Here is a 16,833-nt window from a genome sequence, read left to right as displayed (position 1 = left end):
AGCGGTTACCCATGGGCACCCTGCGCGTCCGAATGAAGCTCAGCTCAGTCGCAGCAGTGCCAACAGCTGTTCCAGCATCAGGTCCGGACGGGTGATGAACGGATGGTGTCCGGTCGGTAGTTCGATGGACCGCGTCGCCCTGGACGCGTGGAATCGTTGCAGCTTCAGCGAGGTGCTGCGGTCCCGGCTGCAGACGATGTACGTCGAATCCACGCCCTGCCACCCGGCAGTACTTGTCGGTGTGGTAAATGCGCCAGGGCCTGTGGCGTCACCCGATCCCACGCCTGCTTCCGGGTCAAGCCATCGGCATCTTGAAGGAATCGATCTCCAAACGAGGTCGCGTCGTAGCCCACCACGCCCACTGTTCCGTCCCCGTTCTCTCCAATGGAAACCGGGTCCTCATCACCGCTCATGATCACCGCCTGGGACTGGCCGACCTCCGGCAGGTACGAAGACACGAAGAGCAGGTGTTCAACCGCACGGTGTCCTCCGGCTTCGGCGATCACCGTACCCCCATACGAGTGGCCAACGACGATCGCGGAATCCGTCTCGTCGAGTTCAGCCCGAAGGGCTTCAGCGTCTGCCACCAGAGCACCGCAGGGCTGCTCCGGCGCAGCTTCCCCGCAGGAAGGCAAGGCAACGGCTCGGCTACTGATGCCAGTTGCTTCGCTCAGCAACTCGGCCGTCCGCTGCCACCACCAGCGCCCGTCACGAACCAAGGCTCCGTGTACGAAGATCAGCTCCATGGTCGGCTCCTCCACGATTGATTCAGTGCCCGGCATTCGAAGGCGATAACGCGCGCAAGGCCCGCACGCCGGGCTATCCACGCCTCGGGCCAAGACTTCTCCAGCAAAGACCCTAGTCGGGAAGACTGGAAGAGACGTTGGAGAATCCGATGGCGGGTTGCGGGCAGGTCGAGACCGGAGGGACGCAAACGTGCTCCCGGCTTCAATGCTGAAGCCGGGAGCACGTTTGCGTTCATTGCGAGGAGGCGCTGTTTACCAGCCGCGCTCGGAGAGGCGGTGCGGTGCCGGCAGGTCGGCCACGTTGATGCCGACCATGGCCTCGCCCAGCCCGCGTGATACCTGCGCGATGACCGAGGGATCGTCGTAGAAGGTGGTGGCCTTCACGACGGCGGCGGCACGCTGCGCCGGATTGCCGGACTTGAAGATGCCCGAGCCGACGAAGACGCCGTCTGCGCCCAGCTGCATCATCATCGCGGCGTCGGCCGGGGTGGCGATGCCGCCGGCGGTGAAGAGCACTACCGGGAGCTTGCCGGTGGAGGCAATCTCCTTGACCAGTTCGTACGGTGCCTGCAGTTCCTTGGCGGCCACGTAGAGCTCGTCCTCGGGCAATGCCGCCAGCTGGGCGATCTGGGCGCGGATCTTGCGCATGTGCCCGGTGGCGTTTGACACGTCGCCGGTGCCGGCCTCGCCCTTGGAGCGGATCATCGCTGCGCCCTCGTTGATGCGGCGCAGCGCCTCACCCAGGTTGGTGGCCCCGCAAACGAACGGCACCTTGAAGTTCCACTTGTCGATGTGGTGCTCATAATCGGCCGGGGAGAGGACCTCTGACTCATCGACGTAATCGACACCGAGGGATTCCAGGACCTGGGCCTCGACGAAGTGGCCGATGCGTGCCTTGGCCATCACCGGGATGGACACGGCGGCAATGATGGCGTCGATCATGTCCGGGTCGCTGGCGCGGGACACGCCGCCCTGGGCGCGGATGTCGGCCGGGACGCGCTCCAAGGCCATCACGGCGACGGCTCCGGCGTCTTCGGCGATCTTGGCCTGCTCGACATTGATGACGTCCATGATGACGCCTCCCTTGAGCATGTCGGCCATGCCGCGCTTCACCCGGTCACTGCCTTTGAGGGCGGGGGCGGATGAAGTGTTTTCTGTGCTGGACAAGTCGATGTCCTTTCAAAGGTTGGGGAAGTACGCTTCATCGTAGGACCGTGGTTCGGGCCGAAGCGGGGTTTGTGACGTCACAATCGGGGGCTTCCGGCCCGGATCTTTGACCGGGATCCCTTCGGGGGCGTACAGGACGCCCTGAAATGATGCACCCGTAGCGGATCCGGTTCTCGAGATTCCCCCGGTCCTCACCCCTTCCCGCCGGTTCAGGCTGCCCCACGGGTCCGAACGACTCCCCTGGCTCACGGCATGCACCTGCGCGGAGGCGGATCCCCGACGGCGGGCGACGCTGCTGGGTTGAGCGCCATCGCTGGTTTCGGCGGAGCGCCCGTGCCCTGCTCCACTGCCCTGCCGTAGCGACAGCTAGACTCATCCTCAGCTAAGAGGCCAGGAGGACCCATGAGCGCACTTGACGTTTCGGACCCCCCGAAAACCGCTCGACTGAACAGGCTCGCTGTTGCAGCCCTGGCCTTGGCCCTCGTCGCGGTTTCGGGACTCTGGATGCTGGGCATGCCGGTGCTTGCCGTTTTCGCCGTCGGCGCCGGGCACGTTTCGTTGAACCAGATCGCAGTCGCCGGCGAAAGGGGCCGTTGGCTGGCGCTTTGTGCACTGGGTCTCGGCTATGGCATCGGCGCCTTTGCGGTGGTCGCCTCGCTGGCTTCGCTACCGGCCGTGTTCCACCAACTCTCGAGCTAGCCGCCCGAAGCCAGGGCTGCGGAGGACGGCATTCACCATCTGCCCTTTCGCGGCGGCCAGTGCCCGAGGATGCAGCACTGTGGAACTGCCCGCAGGACAAATCCCCGTCCCGGCGGTCGGAACCCTCCCCTTTCACCGGGGCCCCGATCACGTGCCCGCCCCCGGATCGGGGGACACGGCGGGGCGATGGCCAATATGGGCCACCTTGGCGTTGGTCATGGGGCAGCTGAACCGCATGCAGTCATACCGTGGGCACGACTCCAGCCCGTGCAGGGCCAGGATCGCGCGAAGGGGGCAGCCAGCCACCGGAATGGAACGCATCACCGGCGACGGTGTCCCGGCGAACGGGGAAGGATCAGCGACTCTTAAGCAGCGGTTAAGTGCCGCGGAGGAGAGTTCATGTTGTCAGAACACGAACAGTCCACAAGGAGTCATCATGAAAACGATGAAGGATTCGAAGACCGGGTCCGCCGCCAGCGGCAATGACCTGGGAGACCGCCCCCTGAGGGCTAGGCGCGTGGTGGGGATCAAGCGCACGTTGACCATTTGGCTCCTCGCCATGGGGCTCGTCTTTGCCGGCGGTTTCGCGATCGCACCTCCTGCGTCCGCTGCCACTGGCTATACAAGCGCTCGCATCTGTTTCCAACATGTCGAGGGCGGTCCGTACACCTACGAATTCAAGACACAAGTTTATTCGTCAGACGGACGGTGGTACAACGTCATCCAAACCCTTGGCACAAGGAATGGCTGTCATACGGTGGCCCTGCTCCCCGGATACTACTGGCGCTTTATCGTTTCCAAGCGCGTGGGTAACGCACTTTTCACGGGCTACTCGCAATATGTATACGCACAACCCAACCGTGCATACAACTTCGGCACCGTTTGGGTGAGGCAGGACCGCTGGTGATCCGTAGTTCAACTGCCGGGCGCCCTCAAGGGAGGGTGCCCGGCATACTTTTGTGCTGGGTAGGATGCGGACTCAACCGACCAAATACTTCCAGAAACTACAGAAAATACCACCTTTTGCGGGTCACTCCGTCCTCCAATTCCAAGGGTAGAGATCAAGGCATTTCCCAATCGCTGGGAGAGTGCGTCATACTCCCGAGAGCAGTGGCCAGCCATACGCGATTCCAAATCCAATCCGCAATCTGCCAAGAATGACCGGGCAGCTTCAAAGAGTCGCGCTGCGATCAGATCCCGCATTTCACGAGCCGCACCAGCAGCCAAAATATACAGTGCGTCTGCTGTTCCCAAGGGATCCGGGTGCGAATCAATCGAGATCCGCAATACTTCGGTCAGGTACCCGCGCGCCTCGTGAATCTGTCCGTCGGCAGTAAGTGCATCTGCACGCAGGAGTAAAACTGTTGAGACCAACGGACCAGATTCAAAGGAAGATGCATGCTCGAGGGCTTCCCGCGACAAGGCAAGTGCCTCTGGGATCCTGTCCAGCCTCACTAGGTTGTCCACCGCAGCAGTAAGCAGATTAAGCATGTCGTAGGCGTCACCACTCTGGCGCGCTGCATCGATGCCTTCCAAGGCCAGCGCCAACGCCCGATCATGGTCACCGCGATAGGCGGCCACATGACCAGCAAGGTCGCGGGCTAGTGCGATTAACGACGGATCTTCACTGGCTTCGGCCAATATTGCAGCCTTGTTTGCATGGAGGTCGGCATTGGCCTGAAGGTTTTGGTGGGCTTCCATGGCGGCCAGAGCGCACCACCCGTTTACAATGATCCGGTCAATAACCACTCCCATCGTTGATGCTTGTTCAAGTAGTTCATTCAGTTGCACTTCGCAGCCAACCTCATTGATGTAACTACCAAAAGTTGCCCCCAGAATCGAGAGCCTAATGCGATCCGAATCTGATGCAAGGGACAGCGAACCAACACGCTCGATCCATTGCCTGCCCTCCTTCAATTGCCCTGCCAAGAGCCAGTACCTGCCCAAGGAAAAAGCCAGGGCCACCGCTGATTCGTGCTGGCCATCCCGTATGGCGGCTGCAAGCGCACCAATAATCGGTTCATGATCCAGCGAAAGCCGTTGCAGGGCAGCAGCAGCCTTCGGTCCGAAAAGCCCCGGGACGATGGCTGCAACATGCGCCAAGATAATTTCAGTTATAAATGGATCAGGACGGTTTTCTTGCCTAGCAGCCAGAACATATTCCCTAGCCACCCTGCGAAGCCGGTATGTGTCATATGGGCCAGCTTCAAGCAGACCCGAATCACAGAGTTCTTCCAACCCGTCAATCAGTACCGAGCTATTGGGACCGAATGCAGAATCTAAGAGGCCATATGTCGTCCACCCCATGATGTCTGCACAGCGCTCTAGGACGGACAGGCTTCCCGATTCCAATGCCGCTACAGTGGCCCCAACTATAGCGTCCAGTGAACCGAACGGCTCCGTGTTGCTCCTGGCCTTGGATCCAAAGACTGAAGCAAATCCCGATGCTCCAACGGATGACGCCAACCGGTCAAGCGACATGAAGCGGGTCCTCCGGGCAGCAAATAGCAAAGCAAGGGGAAGCCCCTCAAGCGACATACAAATCGCCTCCACCGCATGGATTTCAGGATCGATGCCCGGGGCAAGCCCCTCCATGAAAAGTGTCGCAGCCGGGGACGGCCCCGTAGGCATCGGCCCGTAGGGCAGCGGATCAATCCGAATAACACGTTCGTCCTTCCAACCTAGCGGCCGACGACGGGTCACGAGTAGGAGCAGATGGCGGAATTGGGTCAGTACCTTAAGTCTGGTCTCCAATGCCCCATCGATTCCATCGGCATTGTCCAAGACGCATACGGGGACCGCCGACAGTATCTCCTCCGATAATCGAACCGCCTTCGGCGCTTCAACGATCGATTCCAGCTGCGCGAGTGCACTCGACATTCCATGCGCCGTCGATAGGTCAAGGTAGGTGACCGGCCGCCCGTTGACTTGCAAGCCGGTCGCTGCAGTTGCTGCGATTGCCGTCTTCCCGACTCCACCAAGGCCCGTAAGCGTGATGACTCCCGGGTTTTGGAGCATGGGTTCAAGGCGCAAGAGCAATTCGTCTCTACCTACCAAAGTCACCGATGGTACCGGGAACGCACTCAAAGGTGGATCTAAGACGACGGCAATGGGCTGTTCCTGTATGGGAGGGACCGAATGGGACAGGATCTGGCCTTCCAATTCCTGAAGTTCAGGGCCTGGGTCAAGTCCAAGTTCGCTGGCGAGTAGCCGTTTGGCCCGTTGGATAGTTGCCAGTGATTCAGACTGGCGACCGGCGCGATAACGTCCAAGTGCCAGCAGCCCCCATGCATGTTCGTCGTAGGGTGAAAAACGGCTGGCCTCCTCAGCGACCTCAATACTTCGTTCGAAATGTCCCTCGTTCATGAGACATCTAGCCCATTCGCAAAGAGCAGACGCTTTGGCGGCGACCAGATCCATACTGAATTGCAGGTGAAAGGGAAGATGCTCCAGTCCTTGACAAGGCATGCCCCGCCACAGATTCATGGCCTGACTAAATAGTCCGGATGCATGTGCCAGGCTCCCGGTCATTGTGGCAGCATGCGCCTCAGCCACTGATCTTCGGAATTCCATGGCATCCACGTACAACGCCGGGGTAGCCAACCGGTACCCCGCGGTCGTCCAGTCAACGGACACGCCGTTCGGGACCATGAGTTTCCGAAGACCGGATACATGAAGCTGCAGGGAATTCTTCGCACTGGTGGGTGGAAAAGCTCCCCACAGTGCATCGGTTAGCGATTCAGGGGTCACCCAGCGGGGAGCCTCCATCGCCAACATGGCCACGATAGCCTTCCCCATGGACCCCAACGGCTCCAATGGGACATCGTCAAGGGTAATTCCGAGCGGCCCGAGAACCCTCACTTCCAACATGGATCCTATTGTGACCCGGCCCTTGTACTAAGTCACGGTCGCGACCAGGTTCATGGCCTCGGCATCACTTCATTACTCGGCATCCAGTACGTGAAAGCCGCTCCCCCAGCCAGTCCCAATCTGTCCCGAAGACTAACTGGGCGTCTCGTGACGGAGAATCTTCAGGTCCTGATCCTGCGTTCCCCTACGCGTCAGGATGGAGCGGTACCACGGTGACAGAGCAAGTCAGCTCGATCGCGTAGGGGTTGTCGAACAGCACACCGCAGAAAACCTGGGATACCGCCTGCGGAGTGTATGTCAGCGACCCGAGTGCGGAGGCGTAGCCGGGTGCGTAACCCGGGAGCGCGTGTGGCCACCCGGTTTCCACCGGGCGGCCACACGTTTCATTCTTTTATCTGTTCAGGACCCCTGGTCCTGCCCCCAAGCCTCGGCCACGTCCCTGCGGATCGCGTCGAGCGTTGCCGGAATCGCCTTGGTTTCGGCGATGATCGGGAAGAAGTTCCCGTCACCTGCCCAGCGCGGCACCACATGCTGGTGCAGGTGCGCGGCGATGCCCGCTCCCCCGGTGACACCCTGGTTCATGCCCAGGTTGAAACCGGTGGGCCGGGAAACCTCGCGCAACACCCGCATCGCCTTCTGCGACAGCGCCGCCATCTCCGCTGTTTCCTCCTCGGTGATGTCGGTGTAGTCCGGCACATGGCGGTACGGGCAGATCAGCACGTGGCCAGGGTTGTACGGGAAGAGGTTGAGCACCACGAACGCGGTCTTGCCGCGGTGGACGATCAAGGCCTCCTCGTCACTGCGCTTGGGCCCCTCGCAGAACGGGCAGTCGTCCTTGCCCTTGACCTGGTTCTGCCCGCCCTTGATGTATGCCATGCGGTACGGGGTCCAGAGCCGTTGGAAGGAGTCGGGGACGCCGGCAAGTTCGAAGTCGTCGGTCACCGCCTGGTCGCCGGCCGCATCCGGGGTCGCCCCCGAGGCGGCCGCACTCATCATCTGGTCCATGTCCCTCTCTTCGTTGCTGGTTCCCCGCATGCGTCCTACGCCTCGCGGTTCTTCACGGCTGCGACGATGCGGGCCACCGCGTCGTCCACCGGCACGCCGTTATCCGTGCTGCCGTCGCGGAAGCGGAAGGAGACAGCGCCCGCCTCGGCATCCTCGCCGCCGGCGATGAGCACGTAGGGGACCTTGTCCTTGGACGCCGTGCGGATCTTCTTCGGGAAGCGGTCCGAAGAGATGTCCGCCTCGGCACGAATGCCCGCGGCCTTGAGCTTGTCGATGACATCGAACATGTACTCGTTGAAGGCCTCGGCGACGGGGATGCCCACGACCTGGACCGGGGCGAGCCAGGCCGGGAAGGCACCGGCGTAGTGCTCGGTCAGCACGCCCATGAAGCGCTCGACGGAGCCGAACAGGGCGCGGTGGATCATCACCGGGCGCTGGCGGGTGCCGTCGGCTGCCTGGTATTCGAGCTCGAACCGCTCGGGCAGGTTGAAGTCAAGCTGAATAGTGGACATCTGCCAGGTGCGGCCCAGCGCGTCTTTGGCCTGGACCGAGATTTTCGGGCCGTAGAACGCGGCTCCACCCGGATCCGGGACCAGCGCGAGGCCGGAGGCCTCGGCGACCTCGGCCAGGGTGCGGGTGGCTTCCTCCCAGATGGCATCGTCACCGACGGACTTCTCCGGGTTCTTGGTGGAAAGCTCCAGGTAGAAGTCATCGAGCCCGTAGTCCTTGAGCAGCCCGAGCACGAAGTTCAGGGTGGTGGTCAGCTCGTCCTTCATCTGCTCCTTGGTGCAGTAGATGTGGGCGTCGTCCTGGGTCATGCCGCGCACGCGCGTCAGGCCGTGGACCACACCGGACTTCTCGTAGCGGTAGACCGAACCGAATTCGAACAGGCGCAGCGGCAGTTCGCGGTAGGAGCGTCCACGCGAGCGGAAGATCAAGTTGTGCATCGGGCAGTTCATCGGCTTCAGGTAGTAATCCTGGCCGGGCTTGCGCACGGTGCCGTCCTCGTTGAGCTCGGCATCGACGTGCATCGGCGGGAACATGCCATCGCGGTACCAGTCCAGGTGACCGGAGACCTCGTAGAGGTGGCCCTTGGTGATGTGCGGGGTGTAGACGAACTCGTACCCGGCTTCGACGTGGCGGGCACGCGAGTAGTCTTCCATTTCCTTGCGGATGATGCCGCCGCGCGGGTGGAACACCGGCAGGCCCGAGCCCAGTTCGTCCGGGAAGGAGAACAGGTCCAGCTCGACGCCGAGCTTGCGGTGGTCGCGGCGTTCAGCCTCGGCGATGCGCTCCTGGTAGGCCTTGAGCGCGTCCTTGGTCGGCCAGGCTGTGCCGTAGATGCGCTGCAGCTGCTGGTTGCCCTGGTTGCCCAGCCAGTAGGCCGCCGAGGTGCGGGTCAGCGCAAAGGCGTTGGAGATCAGCTTCGTGTTGGGCAGGTGCGGGCCGCGGCAAAGGTCGCACCAGATGGTGTCGCCGGACTTGCGGTCGACGTTGTCATAGATCGTGATCTCACCGGCACCGACCTCGATGTTCACGCCCTCGCCGGAGGAATCGGCCTCGTTTGCCTTGTTCAGCAGTTCAAGCTTGTACGGCTCGTTGGCCATGGCCACGCGGGCCTCGTCCTCGGTGACGACGCGGCGGGCGAACTTCTGGTTCTGGTTGACGATCTTGAGCATCATCTTCTCGAGGGACTTCAGGTCCTCGGGAGTGAACGGCTCGGCCACGTCGAAGTCGAAGTAGAAGCCGTCGGTGATGTACGGGCCGATGCCGAGCTTGGCATCGGGGCGCAGCTGCTGCACGGCCTGGGCCATCACGTGGGCGGTGGAGTGGCGCAGGACCTCGAGTCCGGCCGGGGAGTCGATGCTGACGCGTTCGACGGTGGTTCCGGCCTCGAGCGGGCGGGCCAGGTCTCGCAGCACGCCATCGACGTGCATGACGACGACTTCACGGTCGTCGAAGTACAGCTCGGCCCCGGTAGTGCCGGCATTCACCTCGCGTGGTTCGCCATCGACGGTCAGTGTGATTTGCTCAAGCACTTCGGTTCCTCGTTTCGTTATGGGGCTTCAGGGCTTGCGGCATACGATGGCCACAGCCAGCCGGTACCCAGCTTAACCGAGAGACCGCAGGCCCAGGCAATCGGCGCGCACATCGCCTCGCCTCGCCGTGCCATCAACCCGGCGACATCCGGGCGCTGCGGGTCTACCATCGGGAGAATGGACAAGCGTGTGAACCTCAGCAAGCAGACTCCCGATGCCTACCAGGGCCTGCTGGCCATGAGCAAGGCTGCCGGCGATGCGGCTGCGGAGGCCGGGCTCGATGCCCGGCTCTGCGAATTGGTGAAGATCAGGGCGTCCCAGATCAACGGGTGCGCTTTCTGCCTGCGCCTGCACGTGCGCGACGCACTGCGGCACGGGGAAACCGGCGACCGGCTCGCCGTGCTTCCGGCCTGGCGCGAGACCGGCTACTTCACCGACCAGGAATGCGCGGCCCTGGAACTGGCCGAGGCGATCACTCTGGTGTCCGACGGGCCTCTCAGCGACGAAGTGTACGGTCGGGTCTCGGCCGTGCTGGACGCGGCGCAGCTGTCGGCCGTGGGATGGATGACCGCATCGATCAACGCCTTCAACCGGATCGCCGTGGCTAGCCGATACGACGTCAAGGGTTAACCTGCTTCCAGTTCGTATCATCGCGACCACCGCTCCCGTGGGGCTCCCCACTGCGGTGACCCATCAAACGGAAGAGCATCATGCCTGATCGACGCGGCCGCAACCATCACCAGCCGATTGGCCGCCGCCGTGGACCTTTGCAAAATCCCTCAGGATAGCGGTCAGAATACTGGTACGTTCGGAATTTCACGCTAAGGAAATCTCACGGCTTTGGGCGTCCCGGTTAGCGCCACCGCCCCGAGTCCTCATCGAAGAGCGCCTGCGGGTAGTGGATCGTTTCCCACCCATCATCCTCAATCGTGGCGATCGCCTTCTTGATGGAGGGGGGTCCATGCCCACCGTCACCGAGATGTCCGCGCCCCTCGCTTGGGCCGCAGCGACCACCGAGCGGCTGTAGTAGGCCGAGTCAGCACGCACCAAAAGCTTGATTCCCTTGGTCTGGAGCTTTGAGCTGCTGACCAGGGACCGGGCCACGAAAGACGCGGCCCCGCGGGCCGAAGAGGTGGAGCCCTTGCGCAGGCGTTGGGCCACAACCACTGGAGCGCAGTCGGGGACCGATACAAGGCCGATCAGCACATTCAGTCCATGCACGCCCGAGTAGCCGAATCTGGCCCCCTGCTTCTTCTACCCGTGGACCTCGATGATCGTGTATTCAAGGTCCACGGACACTTACTGGTCTTCGGCTGGGGCGCCCAGGAACGGGACGAGGGCGCTTCCAGCTGTTTGGCATGGCCGAAGGTGAAGGAACGCAGGAACGCAGGAACGCAGGAACGATCCCAGGGTGGAGGGCGCGCAGATGGCCTTGAAAACCTTGTTCATGGCTCCGTGCCGCAGCAAGGCCATATCGTCAATGCTGTCGGCGCCGGCGATCATTCCGGCGACCAGGGAGGAGATTTTTATGCCCGCGTTTGCTCCCTTGTCGGTAGGGATTTTCACCCACTGGTCCACGGGGTCTTGCAGTCCGGTGTCCCGGGCCAGGGTCATGACCGGCAGTAGTCCGGCTGAGGCGACCAAGGTTCGTCTCGTCGAAGGAAACTGACACCGAGGAAAGGCTGTGAGAAACCTGCCTCTGCGAAGCACCCGTTAGTTCTGAGAAAAATTGCTCTGTGGTAAGTTCAATTTTCCCTGGAACTTGAGTTCTAGTGATCGTTGCAACACCCCCGAATCCCTCGGGAGATGCAACAACGATGAACACCGCACCCTCACCATCAAATAATGCTTCCTTAAGGGGAAAAACAGCCTCCACACCCCCGGCCCCGGCTAAGCGCTCCAACCGGCGCCACACACCCCAAGATAAGACCGCGTTCTTCGAGGCGCTGGACCGTCTGGGCACCATCGCGGCCGCAGCCCGGGAACTGGGCTTCAACCGTGCCACTTGCACCATGTGGTCCCGCACCACTGCCCAGCCCCCGGGACAGGAATACACCCCCGCGCAGCGCGAGGAGTTCTTCGTCCTGCACGACCGCCTGAACAACGTCGCCGATGCTGCACGGCAGCTGGGGATCAACGTCCAAACTGCATTCAACTGGGCCTATTCCATCAAGGCGGTCACCCGCAGGCCCCAGCGCGCCCTGAGCGCCAGAGAACAGGAACTCAAACCCTTGCGCGAGGGGTTCCTCACCGCACTGGCGCGCGTGGGAAGCGTCACCGTCGCCGCCCGGGAGGTGGGCGTGGAACCCAGCCAAGGCGCCAGTTGGGCCAGGGCCGCCGGGATCCGCAACATCCCCCGGCTCTCGGGTCAACGCGATCAATACTTGGCACTACGCCGTGAGGGCATGCCCCAGAAGACAGCCGTAGCCGCCACGGGCGCAAAGCGGAAGAATGCAGCCCGCTGGGAACAGGCACTGATGCCGGTCATAGATCGTCTTGATACCCCAAACCTTTCATCAGACGCGTATAAACAGGAGGTGACCACACTCGTCTGCGAAACACCTGCGCTCGAAACCTGCTTGCCCGTTTTAGGGGTTCGGGTGCCCGATTCACCGGCCAGCCTCGACCCCGGGAACCTGGAACCTGCGCTGATCCCCGAGATTCCATTGGAGGTCCTCGAAGCCACGAACAGCACCCGCTACCTGTCGCTGCCCGAGCGCGAAACGATTCGGGACATGCTCCAAGCCGGTGCCTCGCAGCGGGCCATCGCCCGGGAGCTGGGGCGTAGCCCCAGCTCGATTGGCCGGGAGATCAAGCGCAACTCCCACCCTGTGTTGGGATACCGCCCCTACACCGCCCAGCGAACCTCCACCGCCCAGCGCCAGCGGCCCAAGCCCAGTAAGCTGGCAGCGCCGGGAGAACTGCGTGATTACGTGCTTGCCAAGCTACGTAAGCACTGGTCCCCGGAGCAGATTTCGAACTTGTTGATCAAGGAGTTCCCCGATGACCCCTCTATGCGCGTGAGCCACGAAACGATCTATCAGGCCCTCTATCTTCAGGCCCGTGGTGGGCTAAGCCTGGAGGTGAAATCGGCCCTGCGTACCGGGCGCACCCGACGCAAAAAGCACAAGAATCCCCGGGAGCGTACGGAGCGTTTCCGGGATCCAATGGTCAATATTTCTGAGCGCCCGGCAGAGGTTGAGGACCGTGCCGTGCCCGGGCATTGGGAAGGGGACCTGATCATCGGGGCGCACAGTGGCTCGGCGATCGGGACCCTGGTGGAACGCACCACCCGCTACGTGATGCTGATACATCTACCGGTGGATCACACGGCCGCATCGGTGCGTGACGGGCTCATCGAAGCAATGCTCACCCTGCCCGAACACTTGCGTGGTTCGCTGACGTGGGATCAGGGGTCGGAGATGGCCAAACACCTGGCTTTCAGCGACGCGACCGACATGGATGTCTACTTCTGCGATCCACATAGCCCCTGGCAGCGCGGGTCCAATGAGAACACCAACGGGCTGCTGCGTCAGTACTTCCCCAAGAGCACCGATTTAGGTGTTTATGGGCTGGAGGATCTGGAGCATGTCGCCCAGGAGCTCAACAGCCGGCCACGTAAAACGTTGGATTGGGACACCCCGGCCGAGCGTCTACGTGATTTACTGGTCACGACATAACCACGGGTGTTGCATCGACCCCTAGAATTCGCCGAAATGGGGCATTTCTTGGTTAAAACGCCGGTCGCTCACGGGCTTTCGTCAATGGATCGAGGCAAAGACGCGCACCCCCGCTGAGCCTCATTTACTCGGGCGGCCGGTCTTGGTTCGATGTAGGCCGAGCACCAAAAGGATGATGCCGACGCTCGTGACGATCAGCCCGATGGAGAGCCACATTCGGTTACCGGTCATGAAACTTCCCGGGATCAGGTTCATTCCCTGCCCGGCGAATACTCCACCGATGATCACAGCGATCAAACCGATGGCGATGAGGGCGATGCGCCCGACATTGCGGTTCACGTTACCTAGTTTACATTTGACCACTTTGCACTCATCGGAGACTGCCATCAAATCAGGGGCGCAGCAGAGCGCCTGTTGCAACCAAGACGCTTCACCCGACGGGATCATCTGTGCATCTCCCGGAACATCGACACCGGCAGCGAGCAACAGGGTTAGCTAGTCGTCGAAACTGGTTTTTTGTCGCTTACTTCAAGACGGTGAGCCGGTGACCTTCCGGTAGCAATTCGGCGAAAGTGTTGGCACGCACCACCGCGGGCTTCCATCCTCGACGCGGACAGTGGGATCGAAAAGGACACCGGGGTTCCCACCGCGCAAACTCTCCGCCGCATACGAGTAGGGCACACCCCTCGACTGTCCGCGACAGTCGAGGGGTCAACATGCCGACCTTATACATGTCGGCTTCGCCGATGGGCTTCAATCCCGGCAAGTTTAAGTTCATCTGGTCACCCTCAACTTCAGACCAAGGATATTGGCACCGGCCGCCACAGACTCGAGGGAGAAAATTCCCGGATCCGTTTCGATATCTCGGATCGTCCGCTCCGAAGTTTCGGCCAAGAGCGCCACATCTCCTTGGGTGAGTCCGGCCTTTCCGGGCAGAACAAATGCCGGAGGCCAACTGCGAAATGTCATCCACTACACACCCCTCAACGGCAAGACGGGAGGAGGCGTGAAGCACCCGCCAGCTCTGGCGGAGCGGGGATTGATCGATGGATTCACGTTCAGGCGACAGCCGAAGCTGGTCGGCTACGGGCCGACGTTGTTACCGGGCTATCCATGCGTGTAGCTGAGACTGGTGGGCAGCCCGTCGTTCGGGTGCGGGTCCGCTGCGATAGGAGCCCAAAGGATGGCGCTTGTGGGTACCCGGTATGGAAGGAATTCACGTTTCTCGTGCGCATCCACCTAGATACCGGTCACCGCTTGAATCCGCCCCGAGGTGACGGCAGAGACAAAGGCTTCGTAGTCACGCTCATTTTGCTCGGCGTAGGCAGAGGAGAACGTGGCGATCGCCTCATCGAAGCGACTGCCCTTGCCCAGGTAGGCTGCAATCGCCATCCGGTCACCGGCACGGGCATGGGCTCGGGCCAGCGCCTGGCCGCACATCGATGCGTAGAATTTCGCACCTCGGGGGCGGATGTCGTCAACGTCCACGGAACCCTTCCAATCATGGAGTTGTCGTATGTAAAAGTCCCGGGCGACCCCGTCGATTCCCTCCACGGACTGCCACCCGAGGAAGATGTCCCCTGATGCCTGGAGCAGACGCTGGCCCTCCACCACCCGTTGCCCATGGCTGGGGTACAGGCTTGGGCCAAGATACCGCTCAAGCACTGATTCCTGGGCCTCCTTGGCCTGAAGGACCAGCGGGTCGCCGTCATCCCTTCCCCTCAGGAGCAGAATCCAGGCCCGGGTCCCGACGCTTCCAACACCCACCACCTTGCGGGCCATGTGCACAAAGGAGAACTCCTTGACCGGATGGTTCTCGAAAGCCAGAGTGGTCGCATACTCCTGAAGGAGCATCCGCATCGAATCCTCGAGCCGGCTGCGTGCTGCGACATCGCCAATCAGGTCCTCAAGGGGTTCAACGAGTGGGGGATCTGCCTGAATCCGCAGCTCACCGTCGACCTCCCGCACGAGTTTCGCAAAAACGGCCACACTGTCCTTCGTGCGAGCCTTGGCCATGATGGCTTGGGCCTTTTTTACCTGGCGCTTACCAGCCCGCTTGGCTTCTGTCTCTGCCCGGACCCAAGAAAGAATGCGATCCGCGTCCAGCCGGTCGTACCACGCATCGAGCACGCGCGCCTTGGCAGCCCCGCGCATTTGCTTGCGATAGCCTTCCGCCACTGCCAGTGTTGTCTCATGCCGCTGTTGTGCTGTGAACCCGGCATTCCGTGTGCCGACTTCAAAGCTTGCCGCCAGACGTTTAACGTCCCACTCCCATGGGCCCGGCAGGGTTTCGTCGAAATCGTTGATATCAAACACCAGCTTGCGCTCCGCGGTTCCGAAAACGCCGAAATTCGACAGGTGTGCGTCGCCACAGAGTTGTGTCATGATCCCGGAGTTTGGGGTGGTCGACAAATCCGAAGCCATGAGAAGCGCCGCCCCCCGAAAAAAGGTAAACGGCGAGGCCATCATCCGCCCGTAACGAATGGGTACTAGTTCGGGGACGCGCAGGACCGCTTGTCCTTCAAGAAGCATGACGGGATCCGGCCGGTCAGGTGCCGGAACCCACTGTGCATGGCTTGCCCGGGGGCAGCCTTTTCTCGCCATGCGACCGTGTCTACGCCGTTCCTCAGAGGTCGCTTGAGGCATGACATTGCTCCAAATCCTCGCAGGTGATACCTCTGCCTGCCTAGGCAAGTAGGGGAACTTGATGCTTGATCTGGCGTGCGGGATGCGAGCCCACTTGCCTTCGCATTCAGTATGCCAGCAGCTCGAGGCGGGAGCTAGTGTTGGTTGCTGAGAAACGATTGGCGCCCATAAACGGCTCGTGTGGGATTTGGCGTGCCGGAGGCCATGTCTTCGGCGCCCTCCCGATGACTCCCCGGAGATGGGCCGCTGTGGATGCGACGATGTCTGAACCGCGGCCGGGGGGGGGGCGTCGGCTGCATGGATTGAACAGCTTGCCGGGGATGTTTTGTATGCGGACATTACAGGGCAAGGGTGGTGGCATGGCTAAGCTTCGCGTTGACTCATAAAAAACCTCCGCGTAGCCAGATACGTTGCCTCAGAAGGAAACCTCCGTTTCCCGCATTCTTTATTTTCCGACTGCTCCGGGTTTCCGTCTTCACCATGGGACTGACGATGAGTGCACGCAAGGCAGTGACCAAACAGATCGCCCTGCGTTACCAGCGCGCCGGGCGCAAGACCAAGACCGCCCTGCTCACCGAGCTGGTGAACCTGACCGGCTGGCACCGCGACTACGCGAGGACGGCCCTGCGCCGGGCCCTGGACCCCCCGTCGCCCCGCAAGGCTCCCGTCGGCCGGAAGCCGACCTATCCGGCGGATCTGCAGCCCGGGCTGGTGCTGTGCTGGGCGGTGTTGCGGGCCCCGGCCTCCAAGCTGCTGGCCGCCTCCATGGGCTACCTGGTGCCCATGCTCCGCGCCGAGAAGGCCCTGGACGTCACCGAGGCCCCGGCCGCACTGCTGATGCGCATGAGCGCCTCGACGATCGACCGCCGACTGGCCGGTGAACGGGCCAGGATGCGCCTGCGTGGCCGCTCGCCTACGAAGCCCGGCTCCCTGCTCAAGTCCCAGATCCCGGTGCGGACCTAGGCCGCATGGGACGATGCG

The 16,833-nt window shown here is 62.0% G+C and carries 14 protein-coding genes; 5 read left to right on the top strand and 9 right to left on the bottom strand.

Features of this window, described 5'->3' with window-relative positions; all coding sequences use genetic code 11:
- Nucleotides 1-39 precede the first annotated feature (39 nt).
- From E9229_RS19550 to pdxS, 3 genes are all read right to left on the bottom strand, one after another.
- On the bottom strand, nucleotides 40-213 hold the full coding sequence (locus E9229_RS19550) for a hypothetical protein (RefSeq protein ID WP_246380828.1): 174 nt from the start codon (nucleotides 211-213) through the stop codon (nucleotides 40-42).
- On the bottom strand, nucleotides 165-746 hold the full coding sequence (locus E9229_RS16140; protein WP_246380826.1) for an alpha/beta hydrolase: 582 nt from the start codon (nucleotides 744-746) through the stop codon (nucleotides 165-167). The genes E9229_RS19550 and E9229_RS16140 overlap by 49 nt, the downstream gene beginning before the upstream one ends.
- 252 nt (nucleotides 747-998) lie before the next feature.
- Nucleotides 999-1,913: a pyridoxal 5'-phosphate synthase lyase subunit PdxS gene (gene pdxS / locus E9229_RS16135; RefSeq protein ID WP_183512659.1), complete on the bottom strand. Its 915-nt coding sequence runs from the start codon at nucleotides 1,911-1,913 to the stop codon at nucleotides 999-1,001.
- A gap of 402 nt (nucleotides 1,914-2,315) precedes the next feature.
- Here pdxS and E9229_RS16130 point away from each other — a divergent pair, with 402 nt between their 5' ends.
- Nucleotides 2,316-2,612, top strand: coding sequence for a DUF4190 domain-containing protein (locus E9229_RS16130; RefSeq protein ID WP_183512658.1), 297 nt, complete (start codon nucleotides 2,316-2,318; stop codon nucleotides 2,610-2,612).
- Between the two features lie 436 nt (nucleotides 2,613-3,048).
- Complete coding sequence (locus tag E9229_RS16125; protein WP_183512657.1) at nucleotides 3,049-3,519, top strand: hypothetical protein; 471 nt, start codon at nucleotides 3,049-3,051, stop codon at nucleotides 3,517-3,519.
- Nucleotides 3,520-3,527: 8 nt separating this feature from the next.
- On the opposite strand, the gene E9229_RS16120 is transcribed toward E9229_RS16125, so the two are convergent.
- The 3 genes from E9229_RS16120 to thrS all read right to left on the bottom strand — a co-directional run bounded on the left by E9229_RS16120 (nucleotide 3,528) and on the right by thrS (nucleotide 9,526).
- Nucleotides 3,528-6,362, bottom strand: a complete 2,835-nt coding sequence (locus E9229_RS16120) for an AfsR/SARP family transcriptional regulator (RefSeq protein WP_183512656.1) — start codon at nucleotides 6,360-6,362, stop codon at nucleotides 3,528-3,530.
- A gap of 519 nt (nucleotides 6,363-6,881) precedes the next feature.
- Nucleotides 6,882-7,475, bottom strand: coding sequence for an HIT family protein (locus E9229_RS16115; protein WP_183513112.1), 594 nt, complete (start codon nucleotides 7,473-7,475; stop codon nucleotides 6,882-6,884).
- A gap of 47 nt (nucleotides 7,476-7,522) precedes the next feature.
- Nucleotides 7,523-9,526 carry a threonine--tRNA ligase gene (gene thrS, locus E9229_RS16110; RefSeq protein WP_183512655.1) on the bottom strand — a complete coding sequence of 668 codons (2,004 nt, stop codon included), beginning with the start codon at nucleotides 9,524-9,526 and terminating at the stop codon, nucleotides 7,523-7,525.
- Nucleotides 9,527-9,715: 189 nt separating this feature from the next.
- Here thrS and E9229_RS16105 point away from each other — a divergent pair, with 189 nt between their 5' ends.
- Nucleotides 9,716-10,156, top strand: a complete 441-nt coding sequence (locus tag E9229_RS16105) for a carboxymuconolactone decarboxylase family protein (protein WP_312855731.1) — start codon at nucleotides 9,716-9,718, stop codon at nucleotides 10,154-10,156.
- A gap of 669 nt (nucleotides 10,157-10,825) precedes the next feature.
- Here the strand turns inward: E9229_RS16105 and E9229_RS16095 are convergent.
- Entirely contained in the window at nucleotides 10,826-11,170 is a 345-nt protein-coding gene (locus tag E9229_RS16095) for a hypothetical protein (RefSeq protein ID WP_183512651.1), read from the bottom strand.
- A 761-nt stretch (nucleotides 11,171-11,931) separates the two neighbouring features.
- Between E9229_RS16095 and E9229_RS16090 the strand changes: the two genes are divergently transcribed.
- Entirely contained in the window at nucleotides 11,932-13,206 is a 1,275-nt protein-coding gene (locus E9229_RS16090) for an IS30 family transposase (RefSeq protein WP_456152392.1), read from the top strand.
- A gap of 120 nt (nucleotides 13,207-13,326) precedes the next feature.
- Here the strand turns inward: E9229_RS16090 and E9229_RS16085 are convergent, their stop codons facing one another.
- Nucleotides 13,327-13,653 carry a hypothetical protein gene (locus tag E9229_RS16085; protein ID WP_183512650.1) on the bottom strand — a complete coding sequence of 109 codons (327 nt, stop codon included), beginning with the start codon at nucleotides 13,651-13,653 and terminating at the stop codon, nucleotides 13,327-13,329.
- A 792-nt stretch (nucleotides 13,654-14,445) separates the two neighbouring features.
- On the bottom strand, nucleotides 14,446-15,738 hold the full coding sequence (locus E9229_RS16080; RefSeq protein WP_221184684.1) for a DUF2252 domain-containing protein: 1,293 nt from the start codon (nucleotides 15,736-15,738) through the stop codon (nucleotides 14,446-14,448).
- Between the two features lie 606 nt (nucleotides 15,739-16,344).
- Here E9229_RS16080 and E9229_RS19545 point away from each other — a divergent pair.
- On the top strand, nucleotides 16,345-16,815 hold the full coding sequence (locus E9229_RS19545) for a hypothetical protein (RefSeq protein WP_246380824.1): 471 nt from the start codon (nucleotides 16,345-16,347) through the stop codon (nucleotides 16,813-16,815).
- Nucleotides 16,816-16,833: the final 18 nt, after the last annotated feature.

This window comes from Paeniglutamicibacter cryotolerans, from assembly GCF_014190875.1.
Classification (GTDB): Bacteria; Actinomycetota; Actinomycetes; order Actinomycetales; family Micrococcaceae; genus Paeniglutamicibacter; species Paeniglutamicibacter cryotolerans.
Note: the sequence above shows the minus strand (reverse complement) of the source record. Positions and strands in the feature narration are given on the sequence as shown.

Bases quoted from the DNA above. Each gene is read 5' to 3' on its own strand.
- E9229_RS16140 (WP_246380826.1), bottom strand. From the start codon at position 746: ATGGAGCTGATCTTCGTACACGGAGCCTTGGTTCGTGACGGGCGCTGG.
- E9229_RS16090 (WP_456152392.1), top strand. From the start codon at position 11,932: ATGCCCCAGAAGACAGCCGTAGCCGCCACGGGCGCAAAGCGGAAGAAT.
- E9229_RS16085 (WP_183512650.1), bottom strand. From the start codon at position 13,653: ATGATCCCGTCGGGTGAAGCGTCTTGGTTGCAACAGGCGCTCTGCTGC.
- E9229_RS16115 (WP_183513112.1), bottom strand. From the start codon at position 7,475: ATGAGTGCGGCCGCCTCGGGGGCGACCCCGGATGCGGCCGGCGACCAG.
- E9229_RS16080 (WP_221184684.1), bottom strand. From the start codon at position 15,738: ATGCTTCTTGAAGGACAAGCGGTCCTGCGCGTCCCCGAACTAGTACCC.
- E9229_RS16125 (WP_183512657.1), top strand. From the start codon at position 3,049: ATGAAAACGATGAAGGATTCGAAGACCGGGTCCGCCGCCAGCGGCAAT.
- E9229_RS16130 (WP_183512658.1), top strand. From the start codon at position 2,316: ATGAGCGCACTTGACGTTTCGGACCCCCCGAAAACCGCTCGACTGAAC.
- E9229_RS19545 (WP_246380824.1), top strand. From the start codon at position 16,345: ATGAGTGCACGCAAGGCAGTGACCAAACAGATCGCCCTGCGTTACCAG.